At 35.7% G+C, this 21,384-nt stretch carries 25 protein-coding genes; 15 read left to right on the forward strand and 10 right to left on the reverse strand.

Annotation, left to right across the window (positions count from 1 at the left end):
- Nucleotides 1–169: 169 nt before the first annotated feature.
- The gene (locus tag AC0IXC_RS11315; RefSeq protein WP_016100659.1) at nucleotides 170–1,759 is read right to left on the reverse strand and encodes a bifunctional metallophosphatase/5'-nucleotidase; all 1,590 of its coding nucleotides are present in this window, start codon (nucleotides 1,757–1,759) and stop codon (nucleotides 170–172) included.
- Nucleotides 1,760–1,960: 201 nt separating this feature from the next.
- Between AC0IXC_RS11315 and AC0IXC_RS11320 the strand changes: the two genes are divergently transcribed.
- The 3 genes from AC0IXC_RS11320 (at nucleotide 1,961) to AC0IXC_RS11330 (ending at nucleotide 3,775) form a co-directional block, all read left to right on the forward strand.
- The gene (locus AC0IXC_RS11320; RefSeq protein ID WP_002014945.1) at nucleotides 1,961–2,224 is read left to right on the forward strand and encodes a YqkE family protein; all 264 of its coding nucleotides are present in this window, start codon (nucleotides 1,961–1,963) and stop codon (nucleotides 2,222–2,224) included.
- 68 nt (nucleotides 2,225–2,292) lie between these two features.
- Entirely contained in the window at nucleotides 2,293–2,817 is a 525-nt protein-coding gene (locus tag AC0IXC_RS11325) for a GrpB family protein (protein ID WP_002143048.1), read from the forward strand.
- Between the two features lie 130 nt (nucleotides 2,818–2,947).
- A complete protein-coding gene (locus AC0IXC_RS11330) occupies nucleotides 2,948–3,775 on the forward strand; it encodes an aldo/keto reductase (protein ID WP_002143047.1) in 828 nt (275 codons plus the stop codon).
- 58 nt (nucleotides 3,776–3,833) lie between these two features.
- Here the strand turns inward: AC0IXC_RS11330 and AC0IXC_RS11335 are convergent, their stop codons facing one another.
- Both AC0IXC_RS11335 and mciZ read right to left on the reverse strand, forming a co-directional pair.
- Nucleotides 3,834–4,748, reverse strand: a complete 915-nt coding sequence (locus AC0IXC_RS11335; RefSeq protein WP_016096157.1) for an aldo/keto reductase — start codon at nucleotides 4,746–4,748, stop codon at nucleotides 3,834–3,836.
- 53 nt (nucleotides 4,749–4,801) lie between these two features.
- On the reverse strand, nucleotides 4,802–4,930 hold the full coding sequence (mciZ, locus tag AC0IXC_RS11340; protein WP_000870295.1) for a Z-ring formation inhibitor MciZ: 129 nt from the start codon (nucleotides 4,928–4,930) through the stop codon (nucleotides 4,802–4,804).
- A gap of 74 nt (nucleotides 4,931–5,004) precedes the next feature.
- On the opposite strand from mciZ, the gene AC0IXC_RS11345 reads away from it, so the two are divergent.
- Nucleotides 5,005–5,544, forward strand: coding sequence for an NUDIX domain-containing protein (locus AC0IXC_RS11345; protein WP_088040095.1), 540 nt, complete (start codon nucleotides 5,005–5,007; stop codon nucleotides 5,542–5,544).
- Between the two features lie 23 nt (nucleotides 5,545–5,567).
- Here the strand turns inward: AC0IXC_RS11345 and AC0IXC_RS11350 are convergent, their stop codons facing one another.
- The gene (locus tag AC0IXC_RS11350; protein WP_002033881.1) at nucleotides 5,568–6,119 is read right to left on the reverse strand and encodes a GNAT family N-acetyltransferase; all 552 of its coding nucleotides are present in this window, start codon (nucleotides 6,117–6,119) and stop codon (nucleotides 5,568–5,570) included.
- 126 nt (nucleotides 6,120–6,245) lie between these two features.
- On the opposite strand from AC0IXC_RS11350, the gene spoIIM reads away from it, so the two are divergent.
- The 9 genes from spoIIM to corA all read left to right on the forward strand — a co-directional run bounded on the left by spoIIM (nucleotide 6,246) and on the right by corA (nucleotide 14,426).
- Nucleotides 6,246–6,893: a stage II sporulation protein M gene (gene spoIIM / locus AC0IXC_RS11355; RefSeq protein WP_002014939.1), complete on the forward strand. Its 648-nt coding sequence runs from the start codon at nucleotides 6,246–6,248 to the stop codon at nucleotides 6,891–6,893.
- 106 nt (nucleotides 6,894–6,999) lie between these two features.
- Nucleotides 7,000–7,455, forward strand: a complete 456-nt coding sequence (gene fur / locus AC0IXC_RS11360; RefSeq protein WP_000392654.1) for a ferric iron uptake transcriptional regulator — start codon at nucleotides 7,000–7,002, stop codon at nucleotides 7,453–7,455.
- 103 nt (nucleotides 7,456–7,558) lie between these two features.
- Complete coding sequence (locus tag AC0IXC_RS11365; RefSeq protein WP_215590150.1) at nucleotides 7,559–7,789, forward strand: YqzK family protein; 231 nt, start codon at nucleotides 7,559–7,561, stop codon at nucleotides 7,787–7,789.
- Between the two features lie 6 nt (nucleotides 7,790–7,795).
- Complete coding sequence (gene xerD, locus AC0IXC_RS11370) at nucleotides 7,796–8,686, forward strand: site-specific tyrosine recombinase XerD (protein WP_002143042.1); 891 nt, start codon at nucleotides 7,796–7,798, stop codon at nucleotides 8,684–8,686.
- A 144-nt stretch (nucleotides 8,687–8,830) separates the two neighbouring features.
- The gene (locus AC0IXC_RS11375) at nucleotides 8,831–9,559 is read left to right on the forward strand and encodes a FixH family protein (RefSeq protein WP_002088470.1); all 729 of its coding nucleotides are present in this window, start codon (nucleotides 8,831–8,833) and stop codon (nucleotides 9,557–9,559) included.
- Between the two features lie 364 nt (nucleotides 9,560–9,923).
- On the forward strand, nucleotides 9,924–11,108 hold the full coding sequence (gene deoB / locus AC0IXC_RS11380) for a phosphopentomutase (RefSeq protein ID WP_002014935.1): 1,185 nt from the start codon (nucleotides 9,924–9,926) through the stop codon (nucleotides 11,106–11,108).
- Nucleotides 11,109–11,120: 12 nt separating this feature from the next.
- Entirely contained in the window at nucleotides 11,121–11,942 is an 822-nt protein-coding gene (locus AC0IXC_RS11385) for a purine-nucleoside phosphorylase (RefSeq protein WP_471652908.1), read from the forward strand.
- Between the two features lie 7 nt (nucleotides 11,943–11,949).
- Complete coding sequence (locus AC0IXC_RS11390) at nucleotides 11,950–13,254, forward strand: pyrimidine-nucleoside phosphorylase (protein WP_044442729.1); 1,305 nt, start codon at nucleotides 11,950–11,952, stop codon at nucleotides 13,252–13,254.
- A gap of 209 nt (nucleotides 13,255–13,463) precedes the next feature.
- Nucleotides 13,464–14,426 (forward strand): magnesium/cobalt transporter CorA, encoded by a 963-nt coding sequence (gene corA / locus AC0IXC_RS11395; protein WP_002067031.1) that lies wholly within the window; start codon nucleotides 13,464–13,466, stop codon nucleotides 14,424–14,426.
- 34 nt (nucleotides 14,427–14,460) lie between these two features.
- On the opposite strand, the gene AC0IXC_RS11400 is transcribed toward corA, so the two are convergent.
- Nucleotides 14,461–15,750, reverse strand: coding sequence for an NCS2 family permease (locus AC0IXC_RS11400; protein ID WP_002033892.1), 1,290 nt, complete (start codon nucleotides 15,748–15,750; stop codon nucleotides 14,461–14,463).
- 134 nt (nucleotides 15,751–15,884) lie between these two features.
- Nucleotides 15,885–16,556, reverse strand: a complete 672-nt coding sequence (locus tag AC0IXC_RS11405; RefSeq protein WP_002033894.1) for an SIMPL domain-containing protein — start codon at nucleotides 16,554–16,556, stop codon at nucleotides 15,885–15,887.
- 160 nt (nucleotides 16,557–16,716) lie between these two features.
- On the opposite strand from AC0IXC_RS11405, the gene AC0IXC_RS11410 reads away from it, so the two are divergent.
- Complete coding sequence (locus tag AC0IXC_RS11410) at nucleotides 16,717–17,136, forward strand: MarR family winged helix-turn-helix transcriptional regulator (RefSeq protein ID WP_002088468.1); 420 nt, start codon at nucleotides 16,717–16,719, stop codon at nucleotides 17,134–17,136.
- A gap of 100 nt (nucleotides 17,137–17,236) precedes the next feature.
- Complete coding sequence (locus tag AC0IXC_RS11415) at nucleotides 17,237–17,782, forward strand: hypothetical protein (RefSeq protein WP_002033896.1); 546 nt, start codon at nucleotides 17,237–17,239, stop codon at nucleotides 17,780–17,782.
- Nucleotides 17,783–17,799: 17 nt separating this feature from the next.
- Here the strand turns inward: AC0IXC_RS11415 and AC0IXC_RS11420 are convergent, their stop codons facing one another.
- The 4 genes from AC0IXC_RS11420 to AC0IXC_RS11435 are packed head-to-tail and all read right to left on the reverse strand — an operon-like array spanning nucleotide 17,800 to nucleotide 21,221.
- Complete coding sequence (locus AC0IXC_RS11420; RefSeq protein ID WP_078177777.1) at nucleotides 17,800–18,885, reverse strand: ABC transporter permease subunit; 1,086 nt, start codon at nucleotides 18,883–18,885, stop codon at nucleotides 17,800–17,802.
- 12 nt (nucleotides 18,886–18,897) lie between these two features.
- Complete coding sequence (locus tag AC0IXC_RS11425; protein ID WP_215590149.1) at nucleotides 18,898–19,965, reverse strand: ABC transporter permease; 1,068 nt, start codon at nucleotides 19,963–19,965, stop codon at nucleotides 18,898–18,900.
- Nucleotides 19,955–20,836, reverse strand: a complete 882-nt coding sequence (locus AC0IXC_RS11430) for an ABC transporter ATP-binding protein (RefSeq protein ID WP_341087476.1) — start codon at nucleotides 20,834–20,836, stop codon at nucleotides 19,955–19,957. The genes AC0IXC_RS11425 and AC0IXC_RS11430 overlap by 11 nt, the downstream gene beginning before the upstream one ends.
- Nucleotides 20,802–21,221 (reverse strand): GntR family transcriptional regulator, encoded by a 420-nt coding sequence (locus AC0IXC_RS11435; RefSeq protein ID WP_002033900.1) that lies wholly within the window; start codon nucleotides 21,219–21,221, stop codon nucleotides 20,802–20,804. Before AC0IXC_RS11435 ends, AC0IXC_RS11430 begins: the two co-directional genes overlap by 35 nt.
- Nucleotides 21,222–21,384: the final 163 nt, after the last annotated feature.

Below are 21,384 nucleotides of genomic sequence, written 5' to 3' on the forward strand. Positions count from 1 at the left end.
ACAAATCTTCCCATTATAGTTTTCTATATACTACGAAGAAACAAGGGGCTATGTGCGTATCCTTTACTGCACTAGAAGAATGACAATACGTATGACTCTAAAAGAAGAAGCTCCTTGCATATAAAAGGAGCTTCTTCTTTCGAGTGTCACGCACTAGTTTGAATAGTATTTAATTGTTTTTTTGAATACGTCCATCAATAATCGGCTGAATTGGTTCTGTCACTTGTTTTACATAATCGACTAATGCTTCAAAATCGTTTGGACCAGTTTCAGCATTTTTTCCATTTTTAAAGGATACGAATCCATCACCGCCAGAAGCTAGGAAAGCATTTGCAACTACGCTATACGTTTTAGAGGGAACTAATTCTTCACCATTTGTTAAACGGATATTCGTAACCTTTTCGTTATTTGGTTTATTTGCATCCCAAGTGTATTGAATACCTGAAATTTGAAGCATTCTCGTTGCTCCTTTTTGCCATTGTTGATTTAATATATCACGAATATCTTGACCTGTTAGATCTACTTTAATTAATTGGTTTCCGAAAGGCTGAATGCCGTATAATTCGCCCCATGTAATATCTCCAGCGTCTAGATCATTACGAATTCCACCAGGATTCATAAGAGCGATTTGTGTTTGCATAGTTTGGCGCTGGGCATCCGCAACTAAATTTCCAAGTGTAGATTCACCAGCATCGTTTTGTTTACGGTCGATAGGTGCTGTAGATTTTCCGACTACTTCATTTACAAGAGGTGCGATTTTTTCTTTATATTGATCTAACTTTTGTTTTACTTGTTTATCAGGCTCTACACCTTCATGGTACGTTGTAATAACTTCAGCTTTTTTCTTCACAATATCTTTTGTTTTTCTATCAATTGTTACATCTACGTCCGAAAAAGCCATTCCGTAAGAATTCGCTTGCACGATAAGTTTATTATTTACAGTACCATTTACGTACGTATGACTATGTCCGCCGAAAATAACATCAACTTCGGGATCTGTTTCATTTGCAATGCGAGTAAGGTCACCGTTTGTTACACCAGTGTCATCAGTTGTACCTCCAACATGTGCAAGGACTACGATAGATTTAACACCGAGACGCTTTAATTGCTGAGTAGATTTATTAATAGCTTCTACTTCATCAGTAATTTGTACATTCTTTAGCATAGTTGGCATAACGACATTCGGTGTATCCGTTGTAACAACTCCGATGAATCCTACAGGAACTCCATCTACCATTTTTACAGTAAATGGTGGTAAAAATAAGCGGCCAGTTGATTTATTATAGAAGTTTGCAGCGACATAAGGGAAGTTTGCTCCTTTGAAATTCCCTGTTTTTTCATGATATCCACCATAAATGAGACGTCGCATTTCATCAATGCCTTCATCAAATTCATGATTTCCAATTGTACCAACATCAAACTTTAAATCATTTAAAAATTCAATAGTTGGTTCGTCCTGTAATAAAGCAGAAACTGGTGGGCTAGCTCCGACGATATCTCCAGCATGTACGAGAAGTGTATTAGGGTTTTGTTTTTTGCGTTCTTTTAAATAAGTAGCTAAGTAATCAGCACCACCAGCTTCTTTATTGTTAATTTTTTTTACAGTATCTAGTTGACCATGTAAATCATTAATACCAAGCATTTGTACGTCTATGTATCGGTTTTGTTCGGCAGGAGTCTGAGATGGAGGAGCGGCGAATACGCTTGAAAAAGTAATAGTACTTAAAACAGCAACAGCAGGAATAATTTTTTTCCACATAATTAATTTCTCCTTTTTTTATAATCTGACATCATACGACATAATTTTAATAGATTACTAGGATTATATCCATATAAAAATTTAGTTTTTTCGAAAAATTAACATATTTACAAAAGATAAATAATAGAGTAGGGAACCTTTTTTATTGTCGATTTCGCCGTGTATCCTCTATAATGGAGAAAAAAGTAAAAGGTGAATAGTATGAAGAAAAAGAAGCAAAGACAAACACAAAGACACTCTCAAATGAATCAACCAGAGAAAGAATCACTTACACTAGGTGATCAATTGAACGATTCGTTAATGCAACAATTAAAGAATAAGAAAAAAGAGTTGCAAGTGAGAGAAGAGAAAAAAGAGGCAGCAGAACAAGAAAGAAAGCGTAAGGAACAAAAAGAACGTGAAAAGAATAAATCATTTGAAGAACTGTTAAGTGAAAGTAGCCTTACTTGGAAAGACTTTAAATAATAAAAAGATGGTCAGTGAAATGCCGCTGATCATTTTTTTGACGAGTTTGTAAGAAAAGGGGAGTTAGAATGAGGGAAATTGTAGTCGTTCCGTATGAAAATCATTGGAGTGAGAAATTCCAAATGGAAGCCGAAAGATTAAAATCGGCGATGCCAGAAATGGTGAAAGTCCATCATATTGGAAGTACGTCAGTGCCAGGACTGGCAGCTAAACCAATTATAGATATGATTATGGAAGTAGAGAGTATCGACAGAGTAGATCATTGGAATGAACGTTTTAAAGAGCTTGGTTACATCGTAAAAGGGGAAAATGGTATTTCAAGACGTCGTTATTTTATTCATGGGACTGAGGAAAAACGCTCGTATCACTTACACGTATTTGAAAAAGGAAATCCTGAGATAGTAAGGCATTTAGCATTTCGTGATTATATGATGGCTCATTGTGAAGAAGCAGAAGCGTATGCGACTTTAAAGAAAGAACTAGCTGAAAAATATACATATGATGGCACGTTGTATACAGAAGGAAAAAATGAATTTATACGTAATGTTGATGAAAAAGCGAAAGAATGGAAAGGAAATAAAGTGAATGACTGAGTTCACTTTATTTTTTTAAATGTGTATAAAAGTATTATGTAAACTGTACGTATGTTTTGACTTTTTGGATGAATCTTGTTGAAATAAAGTTGTGGTTTATAAAAATGTAACAATGAAAGGGAGAAAGACTGTGCATATTCCAACAACTACACTTCATAATGGTGTGAAAATGCCGATGATTGGTCTAGGCGTTTATAAAGCGAAAGAAGGCGACGAAGTTAAACAAGCAGTAAAAACAGCGTTAGAAGTTGGATACCGTTCGATTGATACAGCAACTGTATATGAAAATGAAAGCGGTGTCGGAGAAGCGGTTCGTGAATCTGGAATCCCGCGAGAAGACTTGTTTATTACAACAAAAGTTTGGAACGACGATCAAGGGTACGAGGAGACGCTCGAGGCGTTTGAAAAAAGTTTAAAGAAATTACAAATGGAGTATGTAGATTTATATTTAATCCATTGGCCGATAAGAGGGAAGTATGTTGATACGTACCGTGCTTTAGAAAAGCTATATGAAGAAGGTAAAGTGCGCGCGATTGGTGTTTCTAATTTTCATAAACATCATTTAGAACTGTTATTACCAAATTGTAAAGTGAAGCCGATGGTCAACCAAGTAGAACTTCATCCGATGTTAGCGCAATTTGAATTGCGTGATTTCTGTCAAGGTGAGCAAATTCAAATGGAAGCATGGAGTCCTTTAATGAGAGGCGGCGAAGTATTCCAGCATCCAATTATTCAGGCTATTTCTAAAAAATATGAAAAGTCACCTGCACAAGTTATATTAAGATGGGATATTCAAAGTGGGATTGTGACTATTCCTAAATCTGTTACGCCATCTCGTATTAAAGAGAACCTTACTATTTTTGATTTCTCATTAACTGAAGAAGAGATGGATCAAATTAATACGTTAAATCGTAATTTACATGTAGGAACGAATCCTGATAAATATGATACGTTATAAAAAAAGACTGCCGCCTAGTGTTGGGGGGCAGTCTTTTGCTTTTATCGGTATCAATATTTTAGCGATGCAAAGCATATGAATCATACTTAACAATCTTTTGAAGTTGTACATATTCTTCTTTTGTTAAAGATAACTGTTGGCTAGCTTGTATATTTTCTTGCAATTGTTGAATAGAGCTTGCACCAGGTATAACAGCTGCAACAGTTTCGTTATGTAAGCAATATTGAATAGCTGTTCCTGTTAAAGAGCTTTCTCCGATTATTTCTTTTACACTCGCGAGTGTCGAATATAACTCATCGTAAGAATAAGAGAGGTAATCTTTTTCTTTTACTCTTTCTATCTTTCTTGCATTATTGTTAGTTAAAATCCCTTTTGCAAGTGGTCCGCGAGCAATAACGCTAATTTGCTGTTCATTAAGAAACGGGAACCATTCTTCAGGGCGACGATTTAAAAGGCTGTATTCCATTAATATGCTAACGATATTTGATCGTTTTGCATACTCACGAATGACATTTGGACGTATAGAAGAGATACCATAATGACGAATAATCCCTTCTTTTTTTAATTCTTCAAAGGCTTCAACTGTTTCATCTATAGGATCTTCAATCGTCCCGCCATGCAGTTGATATAAATCAATATAATCTGTTTGAAGTCTACGTAAACTCTCTTTTACTTCGGTCTTTATATAAGCTTTAGAAGGATCCCAAGACCAACCATTTTTTTCTTCTGTCCATCGATTTCCAACCTTTGTTGTAAGAACAATTTGGTCGCGTTTTCCTTTCAGAGCTTTTCCAACAAATTCTTCATTTAATCCATAATCGTATAAGTCCGCTGTATCAAAAAAATTAATTCCTAAATCGATTGCCTCATCGATAATACGCATAGCTTCAGCCTCAGATGCACCGAGAGACATACAGCCAAATCCAATTTCCGTAACATATAAATCTGAGTTTCCTAATTGACGTTTTTTCATAGGTCAACCTCCTTACCTTTATTGTACGAAAGGGGAAGGAGGTTGACAAACGTTTACTTTTTATTTGCTGTAATCCACTCTTGTACAGTTGTATACTCTTTTCCATATTGTTTTAGCTTATGACGAATTTGCCATGCTTTGCCGACTAAAGTGACGCGATTTGGTAAAATGTAAACTTTCATTTCTATCACGCTCCTTTCAATGTGGTAAAATGTATGAAGAACGATTAGGAAATAGAACAGGGAGATGAAGTAGTATGAGTAATCTTGCAGAAAGAACAGTAAAAACTGAACCGATTTTTGATGGTAGGGTTATAAAAGTTCGTGTTGATGATGTAGTATTACCAAATGGAGAAATGAGTAAACGTGAAATCGTAAATCACCCTGGGGCAGTTGCTATTATTGCTATTACTGATGAGGGGAAAATTGTACTCGTTGAGCAGTATCGTAAAGCTCTCGAAAAGGCAATTGTGGAAATTCCTGCTGGGAAGTTAGAACCGGGGGAAAAGCCAGAGGTAACAGCAGTTCGTGAATTAGAAGAAGAAACAGGATATGTATGTGAAAATATGGAGCTTATTACATCTTTCTATACATCACCTGGTTTTGCAGATGAGATTTTATATGTATATAAAGCGACAGGATTAAAACAAAAAGAAAATAAAGCAGCTTTAGATGAAGATGAATTTGTGGAATTAATGGAAGCGTCATTAGAAGAAGCGATTGATCTTATGAAAGACCTTCGTATACATGATGCTAAGACGATGTTTGCAGTACAATATTTACAATTACAAAAATAAACACTCGCCTAAGGCGAGTGTTTTTAGTTGATTTTTGCATATACACGTGCATCGCGTAAGCTGCCATCGGGTGCTAGGAAATCATTTTCCATTGTACCTTCTAAAATAAATTCTAGACGTTCTGCTAAGTTACATGCGTTTATATTTGTTGCATCAGTACGAATTTCAATTCTTCTAGCACCTAGTTTATCAAATGCAAATTGAATCGCACCTTTAATGGCTTCTGTCATATAGCCATGCTTTGTATAAGCGCTATGTAGCCAAAAGTGAAGTGAAAACTTTGGAATATCCCAGTTTTCAGGCTTGAGCGTAATAGCGCCGATGAATGTACCAGATACTTTATCGTATAAGTGGAAATCAAGTGTTTCACGAAGTAAAAACTGTCCGTGAGCTTCGCGAACAATTTCTTCAGCACGTTCTTCTGTTTCAGCTGTAATTGGCATCCATGGTAATAAGTCTTCTAGCGAAGCTTGGATTGCTTCATATACCTCTGTTCCATCACCTGGAAACGGCTTACGTACTTGCAAGCGCTCAGTTTGAAATAATGTTGGAAAATCTAATAATAATGGTTTCAAGAGAAATCCCTCCTATTCTCTACTTTTTAGTTTAGCAAAGTAGAGCGGAATTTCAATGCTAATTCGTCATACTTTTTTTCTTTCTTTCATACATTTTTAGTAAGAGTGTGAACGGAGGGAAGGAAAATGTGGCGAAAAACGTGGCAAGACCGTGTAATGTCTCACATACAGGAAAATTCTTCACTATATATATTTAATGCGGTTTTATTACTGATGGGAGTAATATTTGGAGCGATTCTTGTGAATAGTTTACAAATAAACCAAAAGCAAGATTTATCATTTTATTTACAGCGTTTTTTTGGACAAGTTTCTAAAGGAGAATTTGCTGTCGCAGGCGAAATGTTTCGAGAAAGTTACTTTTCGCAATTAAAATATATCGGCTTTATTTGGATTTTGGGGATTTCAATTATTGGGTTGCCGCTCATTTTTATCTTACTATTTTTAAAAGGGGTAGTTGTTGGATTTACAGTAGGTTTTTTAGTAAGTCAGCACGGATGGAATGGACTATTATTAGCATTTGTATCTGTATTGCCACAAAATTTAATTATAATTCCTGTATTTCTCGTAATGACAACAATTGCTGCAAGCTTTTCCTTACGCATGATTAGGCATCAATTTATTCGGAAAATAACTGAGCCACTATTACCGTTATTAATTCGCTATACATGCTTTTTTCTCGTGATTGGAGCGGTATTAGCTATTGCTTCCAGTGTCGAAGTGTATGCATCACCAGTTTTAATGAAAGAAGTTGTGGAGGCTATTAACAAACAATAAATGTTTTTTGAGAATAATTATCAATTTGTTTTTATTGTTTTTCTTTTGACAGGAGCCCTTCTTCTGATATAATGGTGTAAGAGTGGCGAGGAGGGAGTAGTACCGAATGGAAGAAAGAATTGAACGAATTAAGAAGCAATTACATGCAGCGAGCTATAAATTGACACCACAACGTGAAGCAACAGTTCGTGTGCTGCTAGAAAATGAAGAAGATCATTTAAGCGCAGAAGATGTATACCTCCTTGTAAAAGAAAAGTCGCCAGAGATCGGATTAGCAACCGTTTATCGAACTTTAGAGTTATTGTCTGAGTTGAAAGTTGTCGATAAAATTAACTTTGGAGACGGTGTTTCGCGTTATGACTTACGCCAAGAAGGTGCACAGCGTTTCCATCATCATTTAATCTGTACACAATGCGGTGCTGTACAAGAAATACAAGAAGATTTACTTGGTGAAGTGGAGAATAAAGTGGAACGAGACTGGAGCTTTAAGGTGAAAGATCATCGTTTAACATTCCATGGGATTTGTAAAAATTGTCAAGAAAATGAAACGGATGAAAAATAACCTTTTCCTATTTAACTAGGAAGAGGTTTTTTATTTGAATAAGGTATAAATTGGTGAAAGCTTGGCATATGTTGTAATAACTTATATTTTGGAGGAATTTACAATGCGCCGAGCTTTAAAATTAACTTTTGATGGGATAAAAGTATTTTTATTATTTACAAGTTGTACGATTTTGTTTTATTTCGCTATACTATGGATAAATGAAGAATATGAAAGTTACCATCGTTATGAAAAGCCAAAAGAAGAGACTGTAGAAAAAGTATCAGGGAATGAGGAGCCGGAAAAGGATGCTTTCGTAAATAGAATGATGTTTTTCTATGAAAATGGGGAGTAGTGTAGATTGGAAGATCAATTAAAAGATTTTATTCATTATATGATTGTTGAAAAAGGTTTAGCGAAAAATACAGTTGTATCTTATGAACGCGATTTAAAAAGCTATGTGAAGTATTTGCAAAATGTAGAACAAACGAAGACGTTTCATGAAGTGACACGCTTGCATATTGTTAACTTTTTGCAGTATTTAAAAGAAAACGGGAAATCTTCAAAAACATTGGCGCGTCATATTGCATCGATTCGTTCGTTTCATCAATTTTTACTTCGTGAACGAGCAGTGGAGCATGACCCATCGGTACATATTGAAACGCCACAAGGGGAACGGAAATTACCAAAAGTATTATCAATCGACGAAGTGGAAGCATTGCTTCAAACACCGAAAACGGCAAGTGCTTTTGGGATTCGTGATAAGGCAATGTTAGAGTTGTTGTATGCAACAGGACTTCGTGTTTCAGAATTAATTGCATTAAATTTAGAAGATGTGCACTTAACGATGGGATTTGTTCGCTGTATCGGGAAAGGGAACAAAGAAAGAATTATTCCACTAGGAAGCTTAGCGACAGAAGCGATTCAAAAGTATATTGAAAAAGGAAGAAGAGAATTGATGGGTAAAAAAGCAGTAGATGCGCTCTTTTTAAACCATCATGGTAATCGATTATCGAGACAGGGATTTTGGAAAATTTTAAAACGGCTAGCGAAAGAAGCGAATATTGCAAAAGAGCTTACACCGCATACGTTGCGTCACTCTTTTGCTACGCATCTATTAGAAAATGGGGCAGACTTACGTGCTGTGCAAGAAATGCTTGGACATGCAGATATTTCAACGACGCAAATTTATACGCATGTTTCAAAAGCTAGATTAAAAGATGTATATAAACAGTTTCATCCGAGAGCATAGTTACTATGCTCTTTTTTTCATAGATTCAAAAGGCTATAGTACTTCACAAAAACTTCACAAACATTTCGTACATTGTTTTCAGCAGAAGACTAGAATATTACAATGTATTTCCTCTATACTAAATAAGGTATGAAGGAGGAAATGATGATGAAAAAACTTATTATGACTTTATTTATCGCGATGCTAGCATTGGCTGGCTGTAATACAAACAAAGAAGAACCGAAAAAAGAACAGAAACTGGAAGCTATAAAAGTAGCGGTTCAAACGAATCCGAAAGAAATTAAACCTGGTGAAAAAACAGAAGTACAAGCACTTGTTACACAAGGAAAAGAAAGAGTAACGGATGCTGATGATGTAAAGTTTGAGATTTGGAAAGATGGCGACGAGAAACACGAGATGTTAGATGGTAAGCATAAAGGAAAAGGTGTTTATGCAGTAGAGAAAACATTTGAAACTGATGGAGTATATCATATTATTCCTCATACAAATGCACGTGAAATGCATGTTATGCCAGAAACAAAAGTCGCTGTAGGAAATGCAAAAGTAGAAGATGCGAAAAAAGAAGAAGGTCATGGGGATCATAAAAGTGATACGATGATACATCTTATGGCTGGTGATATTAAAGCAAATGCTGAATCAACAATGAAAGTTCATTTGAAGCAAAAAGAAGAAGCGTTAACTGGTGCTGAAGTACAACTTGAGATTTGGAAAGATGGTGTTGAAAAGCACGAATTTATTCCGGCGAAAGAAGGAAATAAAGGAGAGTATGAAACGAAACATACTTTCAAAGAAAACGGTGCTTACAAAGTGAAAGTTCATGTTAAAAAAGGTGAACTACATGAACATAAAGAAGAAACAGTAGAAGTAAAATAAAAAGTAGCTCTTTAGAGCTGCTTTTTATTTTTATATTAGGAAATATGTTATAAAATGATTAGCACTTCTTTGCAGAATGGATTACAATAGAAGGGTAAAGAAAATGAGGAATTCTACGAAAATGTATTAAAAAGAAAGCGTAAACATGTTATGATATCAATATCAGATGTCTGACATCTGACTTGGAAAAACCTAGAAATGTTTTTTATTCGTTTGAAAGTAAAACGAAAAAGTTAGAGAATGATTTAAAGCAGTACTGTTTAATAATGAGGACGAAAGATAATTCCCATTGATAACAGTTTCACTTTATAGCGTTTTGAACATACTACAAGAAGTAGAACTGAACATATAGGAGGTTGCAGTTATGAATAAATATAAACGTATTTTCCTAGTCGTAATGGACTCTGTGGGAATCGGTGAAGCACCAGATGCTGAGCAGTTTGGTGATTTAGGTTCTGATACAATTGGTCATATCGCTGAACATATGAATGGATTACACATGCCAAACATGGTGAAATTAGGCCTTGGTAATATTCGTGAAATGAAAGGAATCTCTAAAGTAGAGAAACCGCTTGGATATTATACAAAAATGCAAGAGAAATCTACAGGTAAAGATACAATGACAGGTCACTGGGAAATCATGGGCCTTTACATTGATACACCATTCCAAGTGTTTCCTGAAGGATTCCCGAAAGAATTACTTGATGAATTAGAAGAAAAGACAGGTCGTAAAATTATCGGTAATAAACCAGCTTCTGGAACAGAGGTACTTGTTGAGCTTGGTCAAGAACAAATGGAAACAGGTTCTTTAATTGTTTACACTTCTGCTGATAGTGTATTACAGATCGCAGCTCATGAAGAAGTAGTACCACTTGAAGAGCTATATAAAATTTGTAAAATCGCACGTGAATTAACATTAGATGAGAAGTACATGGTAGGGCGTGTTATTGCTCGTCCGTTCGTTGGAGAGCCAGGAAACTTCACACGTACACCAAATCGTCATGACTATGCGTTAAAACCATTTGGTCGCACAGTAATGAATGAACTTAAAGATAGCGATTATGATGTAATTGCTATTGGTAAAATTGCTGACATTTATGATGGAGAAGGTGTAACTGAATCACTTCGTACGAAATCAAATATGGATGGAATGGACAAGCTTGTAGATACATTAAATATGGACTTTACAGGTATTAGCTTCTTAAACTTAGTTGACTTTGATGCCTTATTTGGTCATCGTCGTGACCCACAAGGGTACGGAGAAGCATTGCAAGAATATGACGCACGTCTTCCAGAAGTATTCGAAAAACTAAAAGAAGATGATCTATTATTAATTACAGCAGACCATGGTAATGATCCAGTACATCCTGGTACTGATCATACACGTGAATATGTACCGTTATTAGCATATAGCCCAAGCATGAAAGAAGGCGGACAAGAGTTATCACTTCGTCAAACATTTGCTGATATTGGTGCAACTGTAGCAGAAAACTTTAATGTTAAAATGCCAGAACATGGAACAAGCTTCTTAAACGAGCTAAAGAAATAGGGGGATAAACAGATGAATCGTGAACTAATTACAAAATCAGCTTCATACTTAAAAGAGAAATTTCAAGAGACACCACAAGTAGGACTAATCCTTGGATCTGGACTAGGTGTATTAGCAGATGAAATCGAGAACGCAGTAACAGTACCATACAGTGAAATCCCTGAATTCCCAGTTTCAACTGTAGAAGGACATGCAGGTCAACTTGTATTCGGTACACTTCAAGGTTTAACAGTAGTAGCAATGCAAGGACGTTTCCATTTCTACGAAGGATACGATATGCAAAAAGTAACATTCCCAGTTCGTGTTATGAAAGAACTAGGTGTAGAAACAGTTGTTGTAACGAACGCAGCTGGTGGTGTAAATACATCATTTGAACCAGGCGATCTTATGTTAATTTCAGACCATATTAACTTCATGGGTACGAACCCATTAATCGGACCAAATGATTCTGAAATGGGTGTACGTTTCCCTGATATGTCTACATCATATACGCCAGAACTTCGCGAAATGGCGAAACAAGTTGCAGCAGATCTAAATATTAAAGTACAAGAAGGTGTATATGTTGGAATGACAGGTCCTGTATATGAAACACCTGCTGAAATTCGTATGCTTCGTACACTTGGCGGAGATGCAGTTGGTATGTCAACAGTACCGGAAGTAATTGTAGCTCGTCATGCAGGTATGAAAGTACTAGGTATTTCTTGTATTTCAAATATGGCAGCTGGTATTTTAGATCAACCACTTCACCACGATGAAGTAATTGAAACGACAGAACGTGTTAAAGCTAATTTCTTAGCATTAGTAAAAGCAATTGTAAAACAAATGAAGGGGTGACTTCACAATGAGAATGGTGGACCTAATTGCAAAAAAACGTGATGGACATGCATTAACGACAGAAGAAATTAACTTTATCGTTGAAGGATACACAAATGGTAGTATTCCAGATTATCAAATGAGTTCACTTGCAATGGCAATTTTCTTCCAAGATATGAATGATCAAGAACGTGCAGATTTAACGATGGCAATGGTAAATAGCGGTGATACAATTGACTTATCAGCCATTGAAGGGGTAAAAGTAGATAAGCATTCAACGGGTGGAGTTGGTGATACAACGACACTTGTATTAGGTCCATTAGTAGCTGCTTTAGGTGTACCAGTTGCGAAAATGTCTGGACGAGGTCTAGGACATACGGGTGGTACAATTGATAAATTAGAAGCAGTACCAGGATTCCATGTGGAAATTGAAAATGATGAATTCATGCGTCTTGTAAATGAAAATAAAATCGCTGTTATTGGTCAAAGTGGAAACTTAACACCTGCTGATAAAAAGTTATATGCGCTTCGTGATGTAACTGCAACAGTAAATTCAATTCCTCTTATCGCTAGCTCAATTATGAGTAAGAAAATTGCTGCTGGTGCAGATGCAATTGTTCTTGATGTAAAAACTGGAGCAGGCGCGTTTATGAAAACGGATGAAGATGCAAAGCGTTTAGCAGAAGCAATGGTACGCATCGGTAATAACGTTGGTCGTAATACGATGGCGGTTATTTCTGATATGAGTCAGCCGCTTGGTGAAGCAATTGGTAATGCATTAGAAGTACAAGAAGCAATTGATACATTACAAGGTAAGGGACCGAAAGATTTAGAAGAGTTATGTTTAACACTTGGAAGTCAGATGGTGTACCTTGCTGGACAAGCTTCATCTTTAGAAGATGCACGTGAAAAGTTAATTGAAGTAATGAACAATGGTAAAGCGCTAGAATCATTTAAAACGTTCTTATCCGCGCAAGGCGGCGATGCATCTGTTGTTGATGATCCTTCTAAATTGCCACAAGCACAATTTAAAATTGAAGTGGAAGCGAAAGAAGACGGTTACGTATCGGAAATCGTTGCAGATGAAATCGGAACAGCAGCAATGCTTTTAGGAGCAGGGCGTGCAACGAAAGAATCTGAAATTGATTTAGCAGTTGGTCTAATGCTTCGCAAAAAAGTAGGCGATAGCGTGAAAAAAGGTGACTCTCTTGTTACAATTTACGCAAACCGCGAAAATGTTGAAGACGTAAAAGCGAAAATTTATGAGAACATGAAAATCGCTAAAGGTCACGTAGATGCACCAACTTTAGTACACGGTATTGTAACGAAGTAATAAAGTGAAACTTTAATCAGTGGGGGCTTTATCCCCACTGATTATTAGCCTTCACCAATCGGGCATTTACGAGCAGACCGACCCAGACCTAACTTCTTTGCTTTCGCTGAATTTTGAGGTAGGGATCTTACTGCCCGCAAATAGCGGGATAAAAAAAGCTGAGGAGATTTCTCCTTGGCTTTTTTTACTATTTTTTGTTTATAATAGTAATGGGTGAAATTATGATTAGAATTTGTGCAATAACGAAAAAAAATGAAGTTTTATATGATGTTTCGCTAGAAGAAACGAAAAAAGAGAACATCATATGGTATTGGCTTGATTTATATAAGCCAACGAAAGAGGAGTATACATATATTTTACAAGATCACTTCAAGTTCCATCCCCTTGCAATTGAAGATTGTGTAGAGTATGTACAGAGACCAAAGGTAGATTTTTATGATGGATATAACTTTTTAGTTCTTCATGCATTCGGAGAAGACGGATTAGAACCGCATGAAATCGATTTATTTATTAGTGATCGATATATAGTCTCTTTCCATTTCTCTCATAACAATGCGATTGAAAGAGTATGGAAAACGCTCGGTGAAAAGAAACGTATTAAGAAGAGTCCTTTGCATGTAGCACATACAATTATTGACCAAATTGTAGATGATTATTTCGCACCTGTTTATTACATCGAAGACCATTTAAATGCAATTGATGATAATTTAACGGGTGAGACAGCAGGAAGTGTGCTAGAAGAAGTATTTGATATTCGTGCAGATTTATCTAAGCTAAGGCGTACGATTATTCCGATGCGTGATTTATTGTATCGTATATTAAATTCAACACGTTTTTACGGTATAAGCGATCATGAAATTTATTTTAAAGATATACATGATCATTTGCTTAAACTGACAGAGATGATTGAAGCGAGCCGTGAATTAACAGCAGATATTCGAGATAGTTACTTTTCGTTGAATTCCCACCATATGAACAATATTATGAAAACATTAACTGTTTTCTCAACTATTTTCATGCCGTTAACATTTATTGCAGGGGTATACGGCATGAACTTCGCACATATGCCAGAGCTTGGCGGGAAGTATAGTTATTTTATTTGCTTAATTTTAATGGCATTAATTGGCGGCGGAATGATGGCTTGGTTTTATAAAAAAGGTTGGTTTAAGTAAAAAAAACACCGAGGATTTCCTCGGTGTTTTTTTCTTAGCCAATAGCGTGTAATACGAACATGGCTAAGAATAAGCATGTAATAATATACATGGACGGTGCGACTTCTTTACGCTTTCCAAGTGCAACTTTCAAGATAGGATAAGCGATAAATCCGAACGCAATGCCATCAGCGATACTATATGTGAGCGGGATCATAACGATAATTAAAAACGCTGGAAATCCTTCTGAAAAGTCGTTCAGAGGAATTTGTTGAATGCTTGTAATCATCAGCCCGCCAATAATAATTAAGATTGGTGCAATGGCACTGTCAGGAATTATTTTGACAAACGGAAGCGCAAACAGTGATGCGAAGAATAACAACCCTGTAACGATAGACGTCAGACCTGTCTTCCCGCCTGCAGTAATACCTGCGGCACTCTCTACTGTTGAAACGGTAGGGCTTGTGCCAAATAGACCACATGTCATTGCTGAAATTGCATTTGCTTGGTAAGCACGTGGGAATTTACGATCATCTTCTAATAAACCATGTAAAAGTCCCATGTTCTCAAAAATAAGCACCATGCTTAAGGAGAATGTTGCAATCCAAAATGGCAAGGAAGAAAGTTTCCCAAATGACATAGCTCCAAACACATCGCCATAATTAGCGAATGAAAACGAACTATTTCCCATTTGACTCGTATCAACAAGACCAAACAGCCATGCAATACCAGTTCCAATTGCAATCGTCCATAAAAAGCTTCCACGTACGTTACGCGCAAATAGTACAAGTGCGACAATAAGAGTAAGTAGTGTGGCAAGAACGACAGGACTACTTAATTTTCCCATTGCAACAGCAGTATTAGGATGCGAAACGACTAAACCACCTTTTTGCAAGCCGATGAAAGCTAAAAACAACCCGATGCCGACAGTGATCGCTTCCTTTAATGACTTTGGAATCGATACCGAAAGCACGCGAGCAATCGGTGTAAAAGCAGCAATTGCAAAAATAATACCGGCGATAAAAACAGCTGCCAATGCTTCTTGCCAAGTTAAACCGAGCGTATGCACAGCAGTGTACGTGAAGAATGCATTTACACCCATACCAGGGACAAGAATAGCAGGTGCATTTGCCCAAAATGCCATGAGTAGACATCCGACAAATGAACTAAAAACAGTTGCCAAAATTCCTGCCTCAAGAGGAATGCCGGCATCTGATAAGATTGACGCATTTACAATCATAATATAAACAATTGTGAAAAATGACGTGACTCCAGCTAAAACTTCTTGTTTTGGTGATGTTTGGTGTAAGTCTAATTTAAATGTTCTTTCAAGTATTCCTTTCATGTTAAACCTTCTTTTTCATATCCCTCTCCCACCCGTGATATCTCTTATGTAAGAGCTCACCGTCCTTTATTATATCAGAACATCATGTTTTTACAACAACGAAAATGATAACGGTTACTTATAAATGAGTTTATTTATAAATACGTAAAAATTGCCCGGATAGATGAAATGATTTCTAGTTCTCCTGATTGAATGGGCGGAGCTGCTTGCGCATGCAAAGTAGCATATGATGAGATCTCCCGTGGTAATTGGGCAGATTCTTCAACGAGTGAGAGGGGAACAGGATTAATATTTAAATTGTAAGTACTCGCAATTGTGCGAGCTTTGTCTACTGCTTGTTGCAGAGCTTGAATGAGAGCTTGCTCATAATATTTATTTGGATGAGATATTCGAAAACGTAATCCTTTTGCTACGTTTGCACCATTTGTAACGGCTATATCATATACTTCCCCTGCTTTTTGCACATTTAAAACGGTAATTTCATACAAATGCTCCACACGGTAGCCTTGTAGTAATGCTTTATCATTTACATATTCGTATTGAGGAGTAATTGTATAAGAAATGGTTTCTATATCTTTATCGGCAATACCTAGCTGTTTGAGTGCATCAAGCAATTGTTTCGATTGCACTGCATTTTCTTCTTGCGCCTGTTTTACATTTTTACTATCTGTTCGAATGCCCAGTGTTAATATGACAACATTTGGTTTTGCCTTTATAATGCCTTCTCCTTGTACAGTAATAGTAGCTTCTTTACCAGTATTCGTCGTACGGATATTATGTAAATACGGATTCATTCCACTTTGCATTTATGCTCACCATCCTTTTTTATATGTATATGTGTGAACAAAAAAGAAAATCTTATGAAAAAAGTTACATAAATGAGAATGTTGAGGGAAGAAAGCATATACAATATAGGTATTTATAGATTATAATATGTGTAAATATGATAAAAAAGGGACGAGGCTAGTGAACGAAAATAGAGAAACACTGATTTTAGATTTATCTGCATCATTTCGAAAGATGATACGTTTATTACAAAATGATATTAATACACGTTTTTCAGAGCATATGCCATATAATGAATTCTCTGTATTACGTGCGTTATTTTTAAAAAGTCCACAGATGGCTTCGCAAATTGCGAGTGAAGTAAACGTAACCTCCAGTCATATTACAGCTGTAACAGATCGTCTCGTGCGAAAAGGGTTTGTTGAAAGAAAACGTTCAAATTCGGACCGTCGTATCGTATACTTAGAAATTACTGAAAACGGACGAGAAGTAACTGAAAAGCTTGAAGCTGTGCGTAAAGAATATTATAAAGAGAAATTTAAAGGTTGGAGCGACCAAGAGATAGAAATGGTTTTAGAACTATTTGGCCGCGTATTATAATAAATGAGGATAGGAAGCGAGAGCTTTCCTATCCTTTTTCTTTTGAATAAAAATATTTTGAAACTCCGATACTTTAATTAAACAGATCGGAGGAAAGATTATGAAATATATTGCTGCACTTACCATTTTACTTGGAAGTTTTTTCTGCTTTCATACATTCATGTACGCTGATACCCCTATCCAAGTGGTGCAAAAAGAAGTGAAGTACATTGAGAATGATAATACCGTCTTGTATTCGAAATTATGGGTTCGTTCTATGCAAAACGCAGTATTATTTCATCATAGCGATAATGTTCGTAATCAGGACACTTTGCGTAATGTAACAAGTTCATCGCTCGTTAAAGCGAAGCAATTACCATTTAAGAAAGCATCAATGTACATTCCAAGATTATCGCAATACGTATCAAAAGCAGGGAAAGAAAATATTCAAGTGCACTACATTGCGGTGCACTATAATGTGAAAAAAGAAAATGCGTATCAATTAAATGGTATGAACTATTTTCTGCAAGTATTTGTGAAAGAGCGCGGCGAATGGAAAATTGCTGAAAGTGTAGTCGCGCCGACAGAGCAAATTGTGAAAAATGGTGATGGATTTGGGATGAAAGAAGAGATGGTGTATGGAGATAGGAGAGAGAATGTGAAATAACCTCCTTTTGAAGGAGGTTATTTCACACGCCAAGAAAATTTAAATTTTAATAAGCGAGATAATAGTAGGTAGACTATCGTACTGGTCCCTATAAAACCAATATAATAGTTCAAGATAGAGCGACTTCCTCCTGCTACCATTCCTCCAAACATTCCAATAAAGATTACACAACATATCATACATAGTTTTTTGAGCTTCGGATATAATAGAAAGTTTCCATTTTGTTCATTAGGTGATCTTGTATATAAGTACATTCCTAAAGGTAATAGAATAAGTATATTTGCGATTGGACCAATAAGTTTCGTCGCTGAAGGAATATACGTAAAATTCGGCTCGTCATGACGTACGCCATGTTCATCAGTATAAGCACGTTGAGGATCATAATTAAAATCAATATTGAATTCGCGAACTGGTGCTAAAATACTCACTTTTTCTATTACTGAGCCATAACGACCTACATTTTCCTCCGTATAGAAGGTATGGTTGGAAATAAGTCCAACCGTATGAATGGAAATAATCCCGACAATTAGAGTAGGCAAAATAAAAGGGAATCCAAGTATAGCGACACTGAAGAATCCTTGTGAGACCATATTACCAGCAATTGTTCCTATGCATAATGCAAGTGTATAGATAGCAATTAAGACGATAACCATGTATAAGAAATAAGTATGAAATGGTGAAAATACTTGATACTTATTATGAAAGGTTGTCTTTTTCATAATAGCAAAAAGTCCCCAATTCAATATAACGATAGCTACAATATTACACACACCAAAAAGCCATTTCGTTATAAAGAGATCTTTCCGTTTAAATGGCATGGACCATAGAAAGTCGCTTGATTGATTTTGACGTTCCCATCCAATAAGGATGCAGGCTAATGCAATGAGGATTGCTCCTTGAACCATGATAGCGTCAGTAAGTGAAAGATGATAATTGTACCGGAATATATATTTCCATTTGTTATTATCATGTAAATAGTTTAGTTGCTCTGCGGCTGCCAAATAGTATTTATATGATAGTATGTAGAAACTTACTAACCAAAATAGCCAAACCATATATTTACTTTGTTTGTATGTGTGCATCCATAATGCTTTTTGAAACATAGGATCTCTCCTTTAAAAAACTTTATAGTTTGTAAGACGTGATAGTAAAAAATAAGTGACGATTCCAACTAAAAAGAATCCAACATAGTAACTAAATAATAAATCAAAACGTTTTAACATTTGGCCACCTATTAATGCGAAATATAAGATAGTACTCCATATCCAGATTGAGCGGTATTTTTGAAAAAGGAAGATTTTCTTATTATTTTCATTTGGTGATCTTGTATAAAGAAACATACCGATGAATAAGCAAAAAATTGTATAGAAGATAGGAACAAGAATTGCTTTGGCAGAGTAGTAACTATGAGAAGTAGGACCTTTCTGTATCACTTTGCCATGCTCCTCATACGATTGGGCACTAGGATGGTAATTATAATTAATTGAAAAGTTTAATATAGGACCTGAAATGTCGGTTTTTCTATTGAGTTCATAAATTTTTTCAGAACTTGCATAACTTTTATTCCCTTGTATTGCATCAGCGTGAATCGTAAAGAAAAAGAGTAAGAGTGAAAAGACTCCCATTCCCATTACGCAAAAAGTAATGCTAAAGATGCTTTGTGAAATAATACTGCCAGTAAATGTGCCAATACATAAAGAGACAGTATAGATAGCAATATATGAAAAAATTGCATAAAGAAAATATCGATGAAACGGTTCGAACGATTGATATTCAAAGTGGATTGTAGATTTATAAATAAAATACATAAGACCCCAATTGATAAGAAGTGATATTACAATGAAAAATGCACCGAAAATCCACTTTGATAAGAACATATCACGCCTTTTAAATGGTAACGTCATAAATAAATTCCCATTTTGATTACTTCGCTCCCAACCTATTAATATACAGGCTAGGGCGATTGTAATAATACCCAACCAAAAGCTATCAGAAGAATGAAAAGAATAATGATAGTAAAACTTTTTTTCACCCATGCTTTCTGGATGGAGAAAGAGAGACTGTTGATCTTCAGCTGCTTGATAGTATCTGAAAGATAAAAAATAAAGTGAACTAAAGAAAAATAGTAACGCAGCATATTTCCCGCGCTTCCAATTCCACATCCACAACGCCTTATGAAACATACCCATCCCCCTCAAGTGTCGTAACGAAGACATCTTCAAGTGACATTGATAATTCTTCAATGAGTATTGGTTGCTCTTTATAAAACTTCTCCAGTGTTGTAGCCACATTTTCCTTAATTAAGATTGTATATACTTTTCCTGTTTGGTTTAATATTTTAATATTGCTTAAGTTTTCTAGTTTTTGAGGTAATGAACGTTCATAAGCAACTTGTATTTTGGCAAATCGTGATTTTGCATCATCTAGTGATGTAATAGAATCTACTGTATGTCCTTTTAAAATAATGATTGTATCGGCAATTTTTTCAACTTCATCTAAATGGTGAGTGGAGATGAAAATTGTAATTTCTTTTTCTGCTACTTCTTCAACGAGAAATTGTAGAATCTGTCTTTTAACGATAGGATCAAGTCCGTTTGTCGGTTCATCTAAAATGACATATTCTGCTTTTGCAGCGAAAGCTAAAATGATCGCAAGCAGTGCTTTCATTCCTTTTGAGTAACTACGAATACGTTTGTTTGGTAAATTAAAACGTTCTAATATTTCATAAAAATACTGTTCATCAAATGCTGTATAAACCGCTTTATAAAACTTTACGATTTCCTTCACTGTATATCCGTTTAATATGTTAGTAGAATCTGGAACGTATACAACTTTTTGTTTAATTTCAGGATGCATATGAACATCTGTATCCTCATATGTAACAGTTCCTTCATCGGGGTCTAAAATGCCGACCATCGTTCGTAATAAAGTTGTTTTCCCTGCGCCATTTCTTCCGAGCAATCCGACGATACTACCTTTTTGTAATGTGAAAGAAACATCGTCTAAAATCGTTTGGTTATCAATTGTTTTCTTCAAGTTTGTCACTTTCAACATCTGTATTTCCTCCAATCTCTTTATAGTATGAATCTATCCAATCGTGAATTTTATCTTTCGTAATCCCAAGATAAGAGGCTTCTAGTAATAATTGATGAAATTGCTTTTCAACCATAGCGATTTTCCTTTCGTCTAATGTTGGGGTAATCGATTGGGCTACAAATGTTCCTTTTCCTCGTAATGTTTCAATAATCCCTTGTCGCTCTAATTCTTGATAAGCTTTACTTACTGTATTTGGATTTATAACGAGCAAAGAAGCAAGCTCGCGTACAGAAGGAAGTTTATCACTTGGAGCTAACATATTTTTTAGTACGAGCTCTTTTATATTTTGAACAATTTGTTCCCATATCGGAGTGTTGCTTCTTGGATCAAGTTGAATATGCAAGAGCAATGTCTCCTTCCTGATGAGTATTAAGTGTACTACTACGTGTAATACACTTAATACAATATAGGCAATGAATTTATTTGTCAACTGAAAATAATAGAAAAATATGGTATTAAAAATGTATAAATTGGAAAAAATAAGTTTGATATAGAATGGAGGGTTA

This window comes from Bacillus sp. AC266, from assembly GCF_979253805.1.

Bases quoted from the DNA above. Each gene is read 5' to 3' on its own strand.
- AC0IXC_RS11315 (WP_016100659.1), bottom strand. From the start codon at position 1,759: ATGTGGAAAAAAATTATTCCTGCTGTTGCTGTTTTAAGTACTATTACT.
- AC0IXC_RS11320 (WP_002014945.1), top strand. From the start codon at position 1,961: ATGAAGAAAAAGAAGCAAAGACAAACACAAAGACACTCTCAAATGAAT.
- AC0IXC_RS11325 (WP_002143048.1), top strand. From the start codon at position 2,293: ATGAGGGAAATTGTAGTCGTTCCGTATGAAAATCATTGGAGTGAGAAA.
- AC0IXC_RS11335 (WP_016096157.1), bottom strand. From the start codon at position 4,748: ATGAAAAAACGTCAATTAGGAAACTCAGATTTATATGTTACGGAAATT.
- mciZ (WP_000870295.1), bottom strand. From the start codon at position 4,930: ATGAAAGTTTACATTTTACCAAATCGCGTCACTTTAGTCGGCAAAGCA.
- AC0IXC_RS11345 (WP_088040095.1), top strand. From the start codon at position 5,005: ATGAGTAATCTTGCAGAAAGAACAGTAAAAACTGAACCGATTTTTGAT.
- spoIIM (WP_002014939.1), top strand. From the start codon at position 6,246: ATGTGGCGAAAAACGTGGCAAGACCGTGTAATGTCTCACATACAGGAA.
- fur (WP_000392654.1), top strand. From the start codon at position 7,000: ATGGAAGAAAGAATTGAACGAATTAAGAAGCAATTACATGCAGCGAGC.
- AC0IXC_RS11365 (WP_215590150.1), top strand. From the start codon at position 7,559: ATGCGCCGAGCTTTAAAATTAACTTTTGATGGGATAAAAGTATTTTTA.
- AC0IXC_RS11375 (WP_002088470.1), top strand. From the start codon at position 8,831: ATGATGAAAAAACTTATTATGACTTTATTTATCGCGATGCTAGCATTG.
- deoB (WP_002014935.1), top strand. From the start codon at position 9,924: ATGAATAAATATAAACGTATTTTCCTAGTCGTAATGGACTCTGTGGGA.
- AC0IXC_RS11385 (WP_471652908.1), top strand. From the start codon at position 11,121: ATGAATCGTGAACTAATTACAAAATCAGCTTCATACTTAAAAGAGAAA.
- AC0IXC_RS11390 (WP_044442729.1), top strand. From the start codon at position 11,950: ATGAGAATGGTGGACCTAATTGCAAAAAAACGTGATGGACATGCATTA.
- corA (WP_002067031.1), top strand. From the start codon at position 13,464: ATGGGTGAAATTATGATTAGAATTTGTGCAATAACGAAAAAAAATGAA.
- AC0IXC_RS11400 (WP_002033892.1), bottom strand. From the start codon at position 15,750: ATGAAAGGAATACTTGAAAGAACATTTAAATTAGACTTACACCAAACA.
- AC0IXC_RS11405 (WP_002033894.1), bottom strand. From the start codon at position 16,556: ATGCAAAGTGGAATGAATCCGTATTTACATAATATCCGTACGACGAAT.
- AC0IXC_RS11415 (WP_002033896.1), top strand. From the start codon at position 17,237: ATGAAATATATTGCTGCACTTACCATTTTACTTGGAAGTTTTTTCTGC.
- AC0IXC_RS11420 (WP_078177777.1), bottom strand. From the start codon at position 18,885: ATGTTTCAAAAAGCATTATGGATGCACACATACAAACAAAGTAAATAT.
- AC0IXC_RS11425 (WP_215590149.1), bottom strand. From the start codon at position 19,965: ATGTTTCATAAGGCGTTGTGGATGTGGAATTGGAAGCGCGGGAAATAT.
- AC0IXC_RS11430 (WP_341087476.1), bottom strand. From the start codon at position 20,836: ATGTTGAAAGTGACAAACTTGAAGAAAACAATTGATAACCAAACGATT.